The following is a 14,482-nucleotide window of genomic DNA, read 5'->3' as shown; positions in this document are numbered from 1 at the left end:
ATTATACAAAAGAGCATCAGGGGTGGCAAATACTATTATTTGGTTGTCGAATCCTCGTGACCTTTAGAATGATTATTTTTCTTTTCCACAGACACGCCATTTTCTTGTAATTTTTTATTCATAAGGTTATTCTCATGCTTATATCTTTTAAGTTCTCTCTGTAAACGAAATACTTTTACAGCGCCAACAGCAGCGGTTATGATTCCACCCATTAAGACTGAAAAGAGAATCACTAAGATAAGAGGTGAATTTCCGGTCCAAAATATATAGTTTACATCCACTGCTTCTACATTACTAACCGCGAAAATAGCAACAACTATGATAAAAACAATAGCTAATATAACATATGACTGTCCTTTCATCCTATCCCTCCTTATACTTTATCTTTTACATTATTTACCCTTTATACGCAATTTTTAAGCTAGAATATATTACTTCCCTTGAAAGAGATATGCTATAAACGTTATTAAAAATATATTTACGACATAGTTAGGAGGAAATGCTAACTAGTGTAGGTACAATCTTACACAGCAGAGCAAAAGAAATCCGAACCATGATTCAAAAGTAGTATGAATCGGTTCGGATTTTCAATGTAAGATTTTTTGTCTGGCCCTCAATTTGCACCACTACGTTACTGTGCTGTACATTTTTATTATTATTCAATTTCAAACAACTGCTTAAGCAAGGTCGCGTGAGATTAAACTTGTGGTCCTTCAACTTTCTTCTTCTTCGTAAAATCTACTGGTTTATTCTTAAGCATCTTACCTCTCCAAATAAGCCACAGTTGAGAAGCAAGGAATAATGAACTGTACGTACCAGCTATCAAACCAACTGTCAAAGCAATAGCGAATCCGGTAATAGATTGAGCACCAAGGAACAAAAATGCCAGGACAGCAAGCAATGTGGTTACGGTTGTATTAATACTTCTGCTCAAAGTTTGAACTAAGCTTCTGTTCACAATAATTGCCAATTCTTTAAACGATTTGACTCGTTTATTTTGCAGATTTTCTCTTATCCGGTCAAAAGTAACTATCGTATCATTTACTGAGTAACCAACAATAGTTAACACGGCTGCAACGATCGTAATATCGAATTCTATCCTTGTAAAGCTGAATATCGCTATAACAAAGAAGGCATCGTGAAGTAAAGCAATAATCGCTGTGATCGCAAAGAACAATTCAAAGCGGAAAGTAACATAAATAATCATAAAGATGGAAGCTATTGATACTGCATAAATAGCGTTCTTAACCAATTCTTGACCAACAATTGGTGACACTACACTTACACTTGGGGCATTACCATATTTATCTTTGAAATAGGAAGTTACTTCAGCAATTTTTTCTTTTTCTATTACTTTATCAAACCTCGTTACAGCAATATCATTATTATCCCCGGAAAGCACTATGGACTCAGCTTCTAACCCTAATTCAGATAGCCCATCTTCAACTTCCTCCGTTGTAATCGTATCCTCTGCAAGGATTTCAATTCTTGAACCACTTGTAAAGTCAATTCCAGGATTTAATTTAAATAAAAGGAGTGAAGCTATTCCTAAGACAACCATAGAAATAGAAATCCAGAAAAATTTCTTTCGATGCTGAACGACATCGATCTGCTTGTTAAATATTTTTGGCTCTTCCTTATCCTTCAAAGCAATATCCTTTATGTCTTCTTTTTTAACACCAAACCAACCAGGTCGCTTTGAAAGAGTTTTGCTTTTAACCCATAAACCAAGCAGAAGCCTTGTTCCAAATACAGCTGTAATAAAGCTGACTAAAATACTGACTATTAGCATCGTTGCAAAGCCTTTTACTGAGCTAGTTCCGAAAATGAACAATACTACAGCAGCTATTAATGTTGTCAAGTTGGCATCGAAGATTGTTGATAATGAATTTTTTGACCCTGCCTTAAATGCCGCCATAACTGATTTCCCGGACTTTAGTTCCTCTTTAATACGTTCAAAGGTTATTACATTAGCATCTACAGCCATCCCTACACCTAATATCAGTGCAGCAATACCTGGTAAAGTCAGAACACCGTTCATTAATTCAAAAACTAGTAAGATTAAATAAATGTAAATACTTAAGTTAATTGTAGCAATCAGTCCAGGGAAACGATATACCGCAATTATAAACAGCATAACTAGTCCTACACCTATAAATCCTGCAAATACGGTTTTATCCAATGCCTGCTCTCCAAATTGAGCGCCAACAGCAGTAGAGTATATTTCATTCATATGAACAGGTAAAGAGCCGGAATTAATTATATCCGCAAGTCTCTTTGCTGATTCCACTGTGAAGTTTCCGCTAATCATCACATCAGTAGTATTTAGAGTTTCTGTAACACGCGGTGCAGAAATATATTTTGGATCTTCTTTCATGGATTCCTCTTCATAGGAATCCCCTTTTTGATAATCCATCCAAATAACTAACAAATTGTCCGGCGAACCCATATTTTTAATTTTTGTAGTTACATCAGCAAATTTGGAAGCATCCTTCAGTTGCAATGTAACAATTGGGGCATTCGTTTTTTGATCAAAATCCTGCTTTGCACTGCCTTCTTTAATGTCAGAGCCATCGAGAAGTTTATTGTCATTTACATCTCGGAAAGACAACCTGGCAGAAGTAGATAACATTTCTCTGGCTTCTGATTGATCCTCTACACCAGCAAGTTGTACCCGAATTCGATCTTCACCCTCAATGTCAATGTTAGCCTCGCTAATACCTAAACGGTTGACACGATCATTAAGAGTTTCTACAGTAGCTTCCATTAATTTCCTATCTACTTTTGCTCCATTATCTACAGGCTCTACTTCATAAAGCACCTCAAAGCCACCCTGTAAATCCAGACCAAGATTTATATCTTTTGTAATTCCTGTTACCGTTGTCCCAATCAATCCTCCAAATATCAAAACGATTAGAAAAAAGGCAACGATTCTGCCTCTGTTTTTCATTTAAAAACTTCCTCCTCATTATTCAGTTCTGTCGATGGCAATTTCCTATAAGTTTCATTATTCGCTGTTTGTCAAAGCTGCGATGGAAGCCATCAAATCATCGTCCTGATAAGCTTTTACTGTTAAATAACTCAGATAAATATTTGATCCCAGATGAAAAATATCCTGGACCACTTCATAGATTCTTTTCTCCGGATTACCCTTCCACACTTTCTCAAGCAAACAACGCCATATATCTTCACTCGTAGCCTGTGTGTAACCCATTAAACGAAATTCGCTACTTTTACTTTCAAGAGCTGGTAAGACCATTTCTCTCCAATCAGTAACACTATGTATGGTTTCCAATAAAATTCCTCCTGTCCCGGAGTATAATTATACCCTTCTTGTCATGCTTGACCCATTTCTTAGCATATACATAATTGTATACGAAAAATTATTATTTGAGAAGGCAGGTCGACCATAATGACCAAACAAACTTTTTTGCAGGGTACTCTCATTTTAATAGCAGCGGGTATGATCACCCGGTTTCTAGGCTTTATAAACAGAATTGTTGTTGCTCGGCTGATGGGGGAAGAAGGTGTGGGCCTTTATATGATGGCATTACCAACATTCTTCCTCGTGCTTACGCTCACTCAACTTGGGTTACCTGTAGCTATATCGAAACGCGTTGCTGAAGCGGAAGCTAAAAATAATCCCCAAAAAATAAAGCAGATACTTGTAGTATCATTAATTGTTACAGCCATATCAAGTATTCTGTTTACTATCGGGATGATACTTGGTGCACCTTTTATTGCAACAAAACTATTGACCGACAGTCGTACGCTATACCCTTTACTTGCAATTAGCCCTATCATTCCTATTATAGCCATTTCCTCTGTACTCAGGGGATATTTCCAAGGAAGGCAAAACATGAAGCCTCAAAGTTATTCTCAAGTAATTGAGCAAATTGTGCGCATTACTTGTGTAGCATTCTTTGTAAAGCTGTTACTCCCATTTGGTGTGGAATATGCTGCAGCTGGAGCTATGTTTAGTGTAATTCTTGGAGAATTTGTCAGTCTCCTTTACATGCTTCACATGTTTAAACAAAAGAAAATAGTGAAAATAAGATCACAATTCTTTTCCTATTTAAAGACCAGTTCCCAAACACTAAAAGAATTATTTTCTATTGCACTACCAAGTACAGGAAGCCGAATGATTGGGTCCTTAACCCATTTTCTGGAACCAATACTTGTGGCACAAAGTTTAGCAATTGCCGGAATATCAAGTTCATTAGCAACGAAGCAATATGGAGAATTAACGGGATATGTGTTACCCCTTTTATTCTTACCAACTTTTATTACTCAATCTCTTTCAGTAGCGCTAGTTCCATCGCTATCTGAGGCAGATGCTTCTTCTAACAACAAGTTGATTCACTATCGAATCCATCAATCTATTCGTATCTCATTTGCATCTGGCGCTTTGGCAACGATTGTTCTTACATTATTCGCGGATACCATTTTAACGTTTATGTATGGTACTGCTAATGCTAGCAAATTTATCCTTTTAATGGCACCTTTTTTTATATTACTATATATCCAAGCTCCTTTACAAGCTGCTTTACAAGCATTAGACTTTGCAAAACCAGCAATGTGGAATTCCTTGATAGGTGCAGTTTGCAAGTTAACAATTTTGTTTCTCCTGGCTTCTAACTCTGCTTTTGGAATTATGGGCGTAGCGATTTCTATGTCTGTGGGTGTAGTTCTAGTTACTTTATTACATTTGATTACACTGCAAAAAATGATAAACTATACACTTCCTCTAAAAGACATAGTAAAAATGGTAACCTTAATTGGCTTGACTTGGCTAGCAGGAAGTATAATAAAGCAAATATTCCCCTGGGGAACAGGAAATCCGATTCTATTTTTAATTACTTTAATAGCTTTAACAGGTATTTATATCTTTTTCCTTTTCTCTCTAAGGTTTATTACAAAGGAAGAATTAAATCAAATACCTTTTATAAAGAGATGGATTTGATTTCAAATAAAAAAATGAAGTAATGAGCAAGAAGTGAGTTTAACAACATACAAAATAGTTTAGTCTTGATTACTACTCCAGCTAAATGCATTATCTGTCTAACTGAAAAAACTTGAAATTCTCTAGACTATATACAATATGTTATGACCATGTATAATTCGCAAAATGGATAAATTACGAACTAACTTGTGTTCGATGGAGTAATTAGTTATACAGAGGAAGGACCCATTGATTTGCGTTTCAGGCGGACGCTTTCAAACCTCCGGGTACAAGCGCGACATCTGTTCGTAACCTCACAGTGTCTTCTTTGCCGCCCGGCACTCTAATCAATTTGTAAACAACACATTTCGGAAGTATGCGGACGCAATTTTTCTTCCTAGGTATAATAGAAAATAGAGCGAAGGAAAAATGCGGAGACTCCTGGGGGAGAAGAGGCCTCGGTGAGACCCCGGAATGCGTTATAGTGGCTGGAAGGCTAAAGTCGCGACGTCCTGGGGCTACGCATACTCGCCCCACCAAACCCCATTGTCGCAACGCCTTCATGACCAACATCATGTTGGCCCGAGGCTCATCAGCCGCCCCCGGAAAGCGCAGTATTTTTCCGTAGTGGTGTTATATAGCTATTCTATATTAACTAGGAAATAAGTATTCACTACGTCGCAGTTTACTCCAATTGTGTATTAAATGAAGCTGTATTGTTTTCAATTCTCTGGTCCTCTATCTAAAAAAAGAATCTCCTGCTAACCTCTAACAAGAGCAGGAGATTCTTTAATTTGCCATAACTTATTTATGAGTTGCTGGGATACATATAGAATATCTAAGTATGAAAGATCTATTACATAAATGGAAGTAAATACCGAAAGTATATATAAATGGTTGCAACTATTAATGAGACAAATACAAGCGGAAAGCCATATAGCATAAACCGGATGAAGGAAATTTTCTCATTTTCTGCTTCAGCCATACCAGCAACTACTACATTTGCTGATGCACCCAGCAGAGTAGCATTTCCTCCTAAACAAGCACCAAGAGACAGAGCCCACCACATGGGGTCCAAGTGCATGATACCATAGCTTTCAAATTCCTTTACCACAGGAATCATTGCAGCCACAAATGGAATGTTATCAACTACACCAGAGAACAACCCAGAAACCCATAAAATTAACATGGTAGTTTTTACGTATTCCCCTTCTGTTAATAAAACTATTGCTCTAGCCATTTCATCTATTACCCCTACCTCCTGTAAACCACCTACAAGGGAAAACAAACCAATAAAGAAAAATAAAGTGACCCACTCTACCTTTTGAAAAACATGTTCTGTAGGTAATTCTTTTTCAGTTAAGAATAATAATAAAACGGCACCAGACAGTGCGACGATAGTTAAATCCGTATGTAATACTGTATGTAACATAAATCCTGATATAGTTAATAACAAAACAGAAACTGATTTGTATAGCAATGGACTCTTCTTCAAATACATTTTAGCATCAATTTTGTGGAGTTCCTCATTATTAATTTTCGATTTTGCAAGTTGGCTTCGAAATATAAAGTACAACATGAATAGAAATAAAAGAAAAATAATTAAAGCTATGGGAGCTGCATGTAAGATAAAAGATAAAAATGTCAGATGATCTACAGCTTGTCCTATCATAATATTTGGCGGATCGCCAATTAACGTTGCAGTTCCTCCTATATTTGAACTAAAAATAATAGCAAGCAGATAAGGAAATGGAGGAAGCTTTAAAAGTTTTGTAATCTTTAATAATATGGGTACAAATATTAAAACAGTAGTGACATTGTCTAAAAGAGCTGATCCAAGGGCTGTTAATATACTCACTCCCATAAGTAATGGCATAGGCCTACCTTTTACTCTTTGAGCGAAGCGAATTGCAATATAACTAAATAATCCCGTTTTTTCTGTAATTGATATAAGAACCATCATTGAAAATAATAATGCAATTGTATTCCAATCTATATAGTCCATAAATGCTCTTTGGGGACTGTAAATACCTGTTGCTAATAGAAGCGTTCCTCCTGTAAGGGCGACTACCGCTCGATTAACTCTTTCCGTCATAATAAAAATATAGCTCACAATAAAAATAAGTGATGCTAGAATGATATCCATAATACACCTGCTTTCTATACAGCATGCTTCTATAACTATATGAATGTAAAACCTGAAATATTTTCTTCTATTTTATTTATTAATGAATAAGCTAATAATGGAAGGACAAACTTTTTGGGGGGAATGTTATGACAAAGCAGTTTACTGCAGTAGTTTATGGCTTGGTTATGGTTCTGGGTCTCATTCTAATAACAAGTATCATTTTAGCATTACTACTTCGGTTCACTTCATTTAATGATCCTTTGCTATCATGGATAACCTTAGGAATCGGCCTTATATCTCTATTTATTGGGGGACTGGTTGCTGGTGCAAAAGGAAAAGCAAAAGGATGGATTATTGGTGGTGTAACAGGTTTGGGTTTCACTTTATTTACATTCCTGGTTCAATATTTAGGATACCAGCAAGGTTTTTCATTAGAACAATCCATCCATCATCTAGCATATATCTCAGCAGCTGTGCTGGGGGGGATTGTAGGGGTAAACACGTTAGGTACAACTACAGAATAATTTATAGAACCAAATAAAAAGAAGTTAATGCCCTTAAAGCATTAACTTCTTTTTTAGTTTAAAAATACTATTTTTTAACTTCTCTAATAGCAGAACGGTCGTATGTAAGCTTAGTACCATCGCCCGCTTGAATCACAACTGTACTTTCATCGATGGCATGAACCACACCATGAAATCCGCCAATCGTTATTACTGAATCTCCTTTTTGCAAATCAGACTGCATCTGTTTCACTTGCTTCTGTCGCTTCTGCTGTGGACGAATCAATAAGAAGTAAAAAATCACAAACATTAAAATGATTGGTGATAAAGAAATCAGCATATCCATTTATTATCCCCTCCTTCTATTTATCATGCTATGCAATTAGAAGTTTTTGGCATTTGGTTTATTAAGACCATATTGCTCAAAGAAATCTTCTTTAAAATCTCCAAGACGATCATCGCTTATCGCTTTTCGTACTTGCCCCATTAATTTTACCAGAAAATATAAGTTATGGTAAGTAGTTAGTCTGAATCCGAATGTTTCATTACATTTTATCAAATGACGAATGTAAGCTCTAGAGTATTTCTTACAAACATGACAATCACAATTTTCGTCCAAGGGGCCAAAATCCCTTGCATATTTTGCATTTCTTACAACTAATCTACCCTTCGAAGTCATACAAGTTCCATTTCTGGCTATTCGTGTGGGTAATACACAGTCAAACATGTCAATACCACGAATCGCACCATCAATTAGTGAATCAGGAGATCCTACTCCCATCAAATAACGCGGTTTATCTGAAGGTAGTACTGGAGTGGTAAATTCCAGAACACGGTTCATTACATCCTTTGGTTCTCCCACTGATAATCCCCCAATAGCATAACCAGGGAAATCAAGAGAAACTAAATCTCGCGCACTCTGTTTTCGAAGATCCTCATACTCCCCTCCCTGAACAATACCGAACAATCCTTGATCTTGTGGTCGCCCATGTGCTTCCAGACAACGTTCTGCCCATCGGGAAGTTCTCTCAACAGATGATTTCATATACTCATATGTTGCCGGGTAAGGAGGACACTCGTCAAAAGCCATCATAATGTCGGAGCCTAGTGCATTTTGGATATGCATTGCTTTTTCAGGAGATAGAAATAATTTCTCGCCATTAAGGTGATTTCGGAAATGCACACCTTCTTCTTTAATTTCTCTCATATCACTTAGGCTGAACACCTGAAAACCTCCAGAATCAGTAAGGATTGCTCCATCCCAATTCATAAATTTATGCAAGCCGCCCGCTTCTCTAACAATGTCTTCGCCGGGTCTAAGCCATAAATGGTATGTGTTGGAAAGAATAATATTGGCGTTTATATTTTTCAATTCTTCCGGACTCATAGTCTTAACGGTAGCCAAGGTGCCAACAGGCATAAATGTGGGAGTATCAAATGAGCCATGTGGAGTATGAACTCGTCCAAGTCTCGCACCTGTTTGTTTACATGTTTTTATTAATTCATATGTTATTGGTGTCATGATTTATTCGTTCCTTTTTTATAAAATTAACATGGCATCCCCAAAACTGAAAAAACGGTATCGTTCTTGAACAGCTTCTTTGTATGCATGAAGTATAGTTTCTTTATCTACTAACGCACTTACTAACATGATTAAGGTTGATTTTGGAAGGTGAAAATTAGTAATTAATCCATCAATTGCTTTAAATTCATATGGTGGGTAAATAAAAATATCCGTCCATCCGCTTGTTTCCTTAAAAGCCCCTTGGTGATCTCTTGCAATAGTTTCCAAGGTTCTTGTAGAAGTAGTACCTACGGAGATAATCCTGCCATTTGATTTTTTTGTCTCGTTTAATATGTCTGCAGTCTCTTTAGACATATGATAGAATTCTGAATGCATTTCATGGTCATCTATATTCTCCACACTTACAGGCCGAAAAGTTCCCAGCCCTACATGTAAAGTAATAAACGCAATAGTTACACCCATATCTTCAATCTCTTCTAATAGTTCATTAGTGAAGTGTAAACCAGCAGTAGGAGCAGCAGCAGAACCTTCTTCCCTGGCAAAAACGGTTTGATATCGCTCCTTTTCCGGAAGCTGTTCTTTGATATATGGCGGGAGAGGCATTTCCCCTAATTCATCAAGTACTTCGTAAAAAATACCTGTATAATAAAATTCAAGGATACGACCTCCATGCTCTTCTGTGGCCAGACAAGTCGCTTTTAATTTCCCTTCCCCAAAAACAAGTGTCGTGCCTACCTTTATCTTTTTAGCGGGTTTTGCAAGAACTTCCCACGTATCAGCTTCACGTTGATTTAATAAAAGAATTTCTACTTTTGCCCCTGTATCTTCTTTGACACCATATAACCGGGCAGGTAATACTTTGGTGTCATTTAATACGAGGCAATCTCCTTTTTTAAAATAACTTTTTATATCTGAAAAATGTTTATGATTCACTTCTTTCGTTTGTCGATCGAGAACTAATAAGCGCGAAGCTGTTCGCTCTTGTAGTGGTGTTTGTGCAATTAACTCTTCTGGTAAATCAAAATCGAAATCCTCAATATTCATGCTGAATCTCCTAACATATACTATCTAAACTTTCCAATAAGGAATAAAATTGCAGTTATGATGATGCTTATAATAATCGAAGTCATTATTGGAAAATGAAACGTCATATTCCCTTTTCTAAAGCTGATGTCACCTGGTAATTTACCGATAAAAGTCCAAATGAAACCAATAATTAAAAAAACAACACCAAGCAGAAGAAAAATTTTACCGAAATTATTGATCATTCTCTTTCACCCCAAAATGCTGATAAGCTTTTGTGGTAACAACTCTTCCTCTAGGAGTCCGTTGAATGAAACCAATTTGAAGCAAATAAGGCTCATAAACGTCCTCTATAGTCTGGGACTCTTCTCCAATGGTAGCTGCAATGGTATCCAGACCAACTGGGCCACCTTGAAAACTTTCCATAATACCTCTAAGTAACTTATGATCAATATGATCCAAACCCTCATCGTCTACTTGAAGCATTTCCAAAGCAAGCTTTGTTGTTGGGAAACTGATTTCTTCTTCCCCTTTTACTTGTGAAATATCACGTATTCGTTTTAATAAACGGTTTGCTATTCTGGGAGTACCTCTGGATCTTCTAGCAACTTCCACAGCAGCCTCCTTGCTAAGACTAGTTTGAAAAATTTCAGCTGTTCTCTCAACAATTGAACACAAATCTTTTGTCTCATAAAACTCTAATCTGCTTAAAACCCCAAATCGATCTCTTAGCGGAGCAGAGAGTAAGCCTGCTCTAGTTGTGGCACCAACCAGAGTAAAAGGAGGTAAGTCAATTCGTACCGAACGAGCGCTTGGGCCTGTACCGATAACAATATCAAGAAAGAAATCCTCCATTGCCGGATATAGTACTTCTTCCACAGAACGTGGTAATCGATGAATTTCATCAATAAAAAGAACATCCCCCGGTTCCAACGAGGATAGTATTGCAGCAAGATCTCCTGCGCGTTCTATAGCCGGCCCTGAAGTCGAACGGAATTGTACTCCCATCTCATTTGCAATAATGCCGGCAAGTGTGGTCTTACCTAAACCAGGAGGTCCGTAAAGCAGCACATGGTCAAGCGGCTCTTCGCGCATCTTGGCAGCCTGGATGAAGATACTTAAATTTTCTTTAACCTTCTGTTGTCCTATATATTGCTTTAATATCGTTGGACGTAAACTTAATTCCACAGAAGCATCTTCATTCTGTAATTCACCCGTTACCACTCTGTCATCCATTTAGTATCCCCCCTTCTTTAATTTTTCATTAGTAATGCTAGTGCTTTACGTATTATTGTGTCAGTAGAATTATTTTCGTCATTAGGTAGTTTAGGCAGAACTGATTTAATTTCACGATCCGTGTATCCTAATGCTTTTAAAGCCTCTTTTGCTTCATCCAATTGTGCAAGGTTTTGATTTACTTCTTTGTGTTGTAATTCATGATCAGAATCTGTACTGGAAATAGAAATCATAGTAGTTAATTTGCCTTTTAAATCTAAAATTATCTGTCTCGCAGTCTTTTTTCCTACACCTGGAAAACTTGTTAAATATTTGTCATCTTCCCGTTCAATTGCACCTACAAAATCAGCAACATTAACTGTACCAAGAACTGCCAATGCACCCTTTGGTCCTATTCCCGAGACGGAAATTAACTTGGTAAATAAATACTTTTGATCTTCATCTTTAAAGCCATATAAAACTTGGATATCTTCCCGTACATAGTGATAGGTACTTATTAAAACTTCTTTGTTAAGCAAGTGTTGAAAAACAAAGGGATTGGCACAAATTATTTCATAGCCAATTCCTTGAACTTCTACTATCACTGATTCATCTTGAATGTATGTAAGATTACCTTTTATGTATGCGATCATTTTTATTTTCTCCTCCATTTACCTTACATCATTTTACCATATGCGCCCATATAGTAAAACAATTGAACTATTGGTGCTTCTTCTCAACCAGAAGTAGTTTGGAAAAAATTGATTTATTCTACATGATTAGTAAAAAGCTTCTATAGAATATGATATAACTTAGAGCTAGAATTAAGGGGCGCGACTATTTATAAAAAACGTAAAAGATCTAAATAATTTTGATTTCTTAATATCTAAAAACAAACTTCTATCCCCTGATATCAAGGGATAGAAGTTCATTCAGCAAAGTTTATTCTGTTTCATCTAAATTATGGTGAATATCTTGCACATCTTCGTTTTCTTCGAGAGTCTCAATTAAAGTGAACATTTTACCTGCATCTTCTTCGGATAGTTTATTATAATTTTGTGGAATTAAAGTTACTTCAGAATCTTCAATTGAATACCCTTTTTCATTTAAATAATCTACAACTTCCTGATAAGCCTCAGGGGTAGTATAAATTTCGTATCCATCCTCTTGGGTAACGATGTCATCAGCCCCAGCTTCTAAGGCCTCAAGCGTTAATTCGTCTTCATCAATTTTAGCTTCCTCATTTGAAATCACGATATAACCTTTTCGATCAAACATAAAAGAGACACTTCCATTTTCCCCAAGATTACCGTCATTCTTTTTAAAAGCATGTCTGACCTCAGCGGCTGTTCTGTTTTTGTTGTCAGTTAAAACATGAACGATAACAGCAACTCCCCCTGGGCCATATCCTTCATACGTAAGCTCCTCAAAACTCGCACCGTCTAGAGTGCCTGTTGCCTTTTTTATCGCTCTGTCAATATTATCATTAGGCATATTATCTGCCTTTGCCTTTTCCACCGCTAATCTCAATGAGGCATTTGTGGAAAGGTCCCCGCCCCCTTGTTTTGCAGCAGTATATATATCTTTTGCGTGGCGCATAAAGATTTTCCCTTTTTTAGCATCCTGTGCATTTTTTCTTCTCTGTATATTCTTCCATTTAGAATGACCAGCCATAGGACATTCTCCTCTCTAGAAATTTCCTTTATTACTATACCAAAAAAAGGGATAAAAGTAAAAAAACCTTTGTAATACAAAGGTTTAATTTTTAATATTTAAAAAATCCTCCACTATGTTTTCCAAGTCATCTCCTCGATTTTTTGCTTTTAATCGAGCATCTAAATTCTTCATACGATCCCAATGAATATCATCTGTATAAACAATAATTTCTTTTTCTGTATTAGGAAGGATTTCTCTTATGGTGGATTCAATCTTATTTACAGCAAAGTGATCTGTATGTTCCCTTTGCATCACTCCAACGATAATTCGCTTATCCGTCACTGCCACTTGTGCTTGGATAATATCCTTTTTATTCTGAAGTTCCTGAGAAAGCAAGATAGCTTCTTTATTGGTAAAGGCATCGGAATATCCGCCTTTATAATCTGCATCATTTACTTGTTCTTGCTCACTTTGTGGATAGCCGCCACGTTCTCCAATACTTGGTTCATCATAGTTTAATCTATCTTTTTGTTCCTGATCAGTTTCATAATGGATTGGTTGTGTGTTAGGATTTGTTTTATTCTCCCCTGATTCATCATTATTGTTTGAACAACCAATGGTAAATGCGAGTAGCACTATACATGGAATTAGACCGTATTTAAGCATAATATAACCTCCCTTCACCAATAGTTTGGATCCGAGAGGTTTTTTTACACTGTTAAATAAAGGAAATTACTTATTCCGTTTATATTGTGGTAATGGGTTTCGTTTATGCTCGGTTCTTCTGTGGAGGGACTCAATCACCTCTTTGTCTTTTTCAGGAATCTCTTCCCCATTTATATATGCATCAATTTTATCATAAGTAGTTCCCATTTCACTTTCATCTGTTTGCCCTTCCCAAAGGTCAGCACTTGGCTTTTTCTGTGCTACTTCTACCGGGACACCAAGATATGCAGCCATATCCCGCACTTCCTGTTTGGTGAAATCAACCAAAGGAAGAATATCTGCTCCTCCATCTCCATACTTGGTAAAATAACCCGTATACCATTCAGCAGCATTGTCTGTACCTACAACTAAATAATTATAATTTGTTGCTAACGCGTAAAGTGTACTCATTCTTAATCTTGCCCTTAAATTCGCATCTGCTAATTGGTCATTTTGTTCAATAAAGGTATCGTTCTTCATCAGTTGATTTTTGATTTGGTCATACATTGTTTGATGTGTATTTGATAAATCAATGGTGAGTGAACTAATATCACAGCCTTCGACTACTTTTTTTGCATGGTTTAAATCTGTTTCTTTTGTATGAATCGGCATTAACACACCTAAAGAATCATCTGGAAAAGCCCTTTTAATTAAATGAGCAACTACGGCTGAATCTAAACCACCACTTACACCAACTACTAATCCATTAACTCCTGCCTTATTGACTTGGTCTCTTAGCCACTGCACAATATTTTCCACATGCTTTTCCACTTTATCCGCTCCTT

15 protein-coding genes are annotated in these 14,482 nt (G+C 36.6%); 2 read left to right on the top strand and 13 right to left on the bottom strand.

Annotation, left to right across the window (positions count from 1 at the left end; all coding sequences use genetic code 11):
* Positions 1–35: 35 nt before the first annotated feature.
* From JCM12304_RS01655 to JCM12304_RS01645, 3 genes are all read right to left on the bottom strand, one after another.
* Positions 36–362: a LapA family protein gene (locus JCM12304_RS01655; RefSeq protein ID WP_060678363.1), complete on the bottom strand. Its 327-nt coding sequence runs from the start codon at positions 360–362 to the stop codon at positions 36–38.
* A gap of 335 nt (positions 363–697) precedes the next feature.
* On the bottom strand, positions 698–2,950 hold the full coding sequence (secDF, locus tag JCM12304_RS01650) for a protein translocase subunit SecDF (protein ID WP_060678362.1): 2,253 nt from the start codon (positions 2,948–2,950) through the stop codon (positions 698–700).
* Positions 2,951–3,007: 57 nt separating this feature from the next.
* Positions 3,008–3,295 carry a post-transcriptional regulator gene (locus tag JCM12304_RS01645; RefSeq protein WP_019377834.1) on the bottom strand — a complete coding sequence of 96 codons (288 nt, stop codon included), beginning with the start codon at positions 3,293–3,295 and terminating at the stop codon, positions 3,008–3,010.
* 117 nt (positions 3,296–3,412) lie between these two features.
* Here JCM12304_RS01645 and spoVB point away from each other — a divergent pair, with 117 nt between their 5' ends.
* Entirely contained in the window at positions 3,413–4,963 is a 1,551-nt protein-coding gene (spoVB, locus tag JCM12304_RS01640) for a stage V sporulation protein B (protein ID WP_060678361.1), read from the top strand.
* 835 nt (positions 4,964–5,798) lie between these two features.
* Here spoVB and JCM12304_RS01635 read toward each other — a convergent pair.
* Positions 5,799–7,088, bottom strand: a complete 1,290-nt coding sequence (locus JCM12304_RS01635; protein ID WP_019376830.1) for an ArsB/NhaD family transporter — start codon at positions 7,086–7,088, stop codon at positions 5,799–5,801.
* Positions 7,089–7,216: 128 nt separating this feature from the next.
* Here JCM12304_RS01635 and JCM12304_RS01630 point away from each other — a divergent pair, with 128 nt between their 5' ends.
* Entirely contained in the window at positions 7,217–7,594 is a 378-nt protein-coding gene (locus JCM12304_RS01630) for a TIGR04086 family membrane protein (RefSeq protein WP_019376829.1), read from the top strand.
* A 67-nt stretch (positions 7,595–7,661) separates the two neighbouring features.
* On the opposite strand, the gene yajC is transcribed toward JCM12304_RS01630, so the two are convergent.
* The 9 genes from yajC to nadE form a co-directional block, all read right to left on the bottom strand.
* Positions 7,662–7,919: a preprotein translocase subunit YajC gene (gene yajC / locus JCM12304_RS01625; RefSeq protein ID WP_019376828.1), complete on the bottom strand. Its 258-nt coding sequence runs from the start codon at positions 7,917–7,919 to the stop codon at positions 7,662–7,664.
* 36 nt (positions 7,920–7,955) lie between these two features.
* Positions 7,956–9,095 carry a tRNA guanosine(34) transglycosylase Tgt gene (tgt, locus tag JCM12304_RS01620; RefSeq protein WP_060678360.1) on the bottom strand — a complete coding sequence of 380 codons (1,140 nt, stop codon included), beginning with the start codon at positions 9,093–9,095 and terminating at the stop codon, positions 7,956–7,958.
* Between the two features lie 18 nt (positions 9,096–9,113).
* Complete coding sequence (gene queA / locus JCM12304_RS01615) at positions 9,114–10,142, bottom strand: tRNA preQ1(34) S-adenosylmethionine ribosyltransferase-isomerase QueA (protein WP_060678359.1); 1,029 nt, start codon at positions 10,140–10,142, stop codon at positions 9,114–9,116.
* A gap of 20 nt (positions 10,143–10,162) precedes the next feature.
* Positions 10,163–10,366 (bottom strand): DUF2905 family protein, encoded by a 204-nt coding sequence (locus JCM12304_RS01610; protein WP_019376825.1) that lies wholly within the window; start codon positions 10,364–10,366, stop codon positions 10,163–10,165.
* Positions 10,356–11,357, bottom strand: coding sequence for a Holliday junction branch migration DNA helicase RuvB (gene ruvB, locus JCM12304_RS01605; RefSeq protein ID WP_019376824.1), 1,002 nt, complete (start codon positions 11,355–11,357; stop codon positions 10,356–10,358). Before ruvB ends, JCM12304_RS01610 begins: the two co-directional genes overlap by 11 nt.
* A 17-nt stretch (positions 11,358–11,374) precedes the next feature.
* Positions 11,375–11,989, bottom strand: coding sequence for a Holliday junction branch migration protein RuvA (gene ruvA / locus JCM12304_RS01600; protein ID WP_019376823.1), 615 nt, complete (start codon positions 11,987–11,989; stop codon positions 11,375–11,377).
* A gap of 289 nt (positions 11,990–12,278) precedes the next feature.
* The gene (locus JCM12304_RS01595; RefSeq protein WP_019376822.1) at positions 12,279–13,010 is read right to left on the bottom strand and encodes a YebC/PmpR family DNA-binding transcriptional regulator; all 732 of its coding nucleotides are present in this window, start codon (positions 13,008–13,010) and stop codon (positions 12,279–12,281) included.
* A gap of 84 nt (positions 13,011–13,094) precedes the next feature.
* The gene (locus JCM12304_RS01590; protein ID WP_019376821.1) at positions 13,095–13,658 is read right to left on the bottom strand and encodes a YhcN/YlaJ family sporulation lipoprotein; all 564 of its coding nucleotides are present in this window, start codon (positions 13,656–13,658) and stop codon (positions 13,095–13,097) included.
* 66 nt (positions 13,659–13,724) lie between these two features.
* A complete protein-coding gene (gene nadE, locus JCM12304_RS01585; protein WP_019376820.1) occupies positions 13,725–14,468 on the bottom strand; it encodes an NAD(+) synthase in 744 nt (247 codons plus the stop codon).
* Positions 14,469–14,482 lie beyond the last annotated feature (14 nt).

Source organism: Virgibacillus halodenitrificans JCM 12304, from assembly GCF_001310895.1.
GTDB lineage: Bacteria > Bacillota > Bacilli > Bacillales > Amphibacillaceae > Virgibacillus_Q > Virgibacillus_Q halodenitrificans.
This window is presented reverse-complemented; position numbering and strand designations above follow the sequence as displayed.

Bases quoted from the DNA above. Each gene is read 5' to 3' on its own strand.
- JCM12304_RS01655 (WP_060678363.1), bottom strand. From the start codon at position 362: ATGAAAGGACAGTCATATGTTATATTAGCTATTGTTTTTATCATAGTT.
- secDF (WP_060678362.1), bottom strand. From the start codon at position 2,950: ATGAAAAACAGAGGCAGAATCGTTGCCTTTTTTCTAATCGTTTTGATA.
- spoVB (WP_060678361.1), top strand. From the start codon at position 3,413: ATGACCAAACAAACTTTTTTGCAGGGTACTCTCATTTTAATAGCAGCG.
- JCM12304_RS01635 (WP_019376830.1), bottom strand. From the start codon at position 7,088: ATGGATATCATTCTAGCATCACTTATTTTTATTGTGAGCTATATTTTT.
- JCM12304_RS01630 (WP_019376829.1), top strand. From the start codon at position 7,217: ATGACAAAGCAGTTTACTGCAGTAGTTTATGGCTTGGTTATGGTTCTG.
- yajC (WP_019376828.1), bottom strand. From the start codon at position 7,919: ATGGATATGCTGATTTCTTTATCACCAATCATTTTAATGTTTGTGATT.
- tgt (WP_060678360.1), bottom strand. From the start codon at position 9,095: ATGACACCAATAACATATGAATTAATAAAAACATGTAAACAAACAGGT.
- queA (WP_060678359.1), bottom strand. From the start codon at position 10,142: ATGAATATTGAGGATTTCGATTTTGATTTACCAGAAGAGTTAATTGCA.
- JCM12304_RS01610 (WP_019376825.1), bottom strand. From the start codon at position 10,366: ATGATCAATAATTTCGGTAAAATTTTTCTTCTGCTTGGTGTTGTTTTT.
- ruvB (WP_019376824.1), bottom strand. From the start codon at position 11,357: ATGGATGACAGAGTGGTAACGGGTGAATTACAGAATGAAGATGCTTCT.
- ruvA (WP_019376823.1), bottom strand. From the start codon at position 11,989: ATGATCGCATACATAAAAGGTAATCTTACATACATTCAAGATGAATCA.
- JCM12304_RS01595 (WP_019376822.1), bottom strand. From the start codon at position 13,010: ATGGCTGGTCATTCTAAATGGAAGAATATACAGAGAAGAAAAAATGCA.
- JCM12304_RS01590 (WP_019376821.1), bottom strand. From the start codon at position 13,658: ATGCTTAAATACGGTCTAATTCCATGTATAGTGCTACTCGCATTTACC.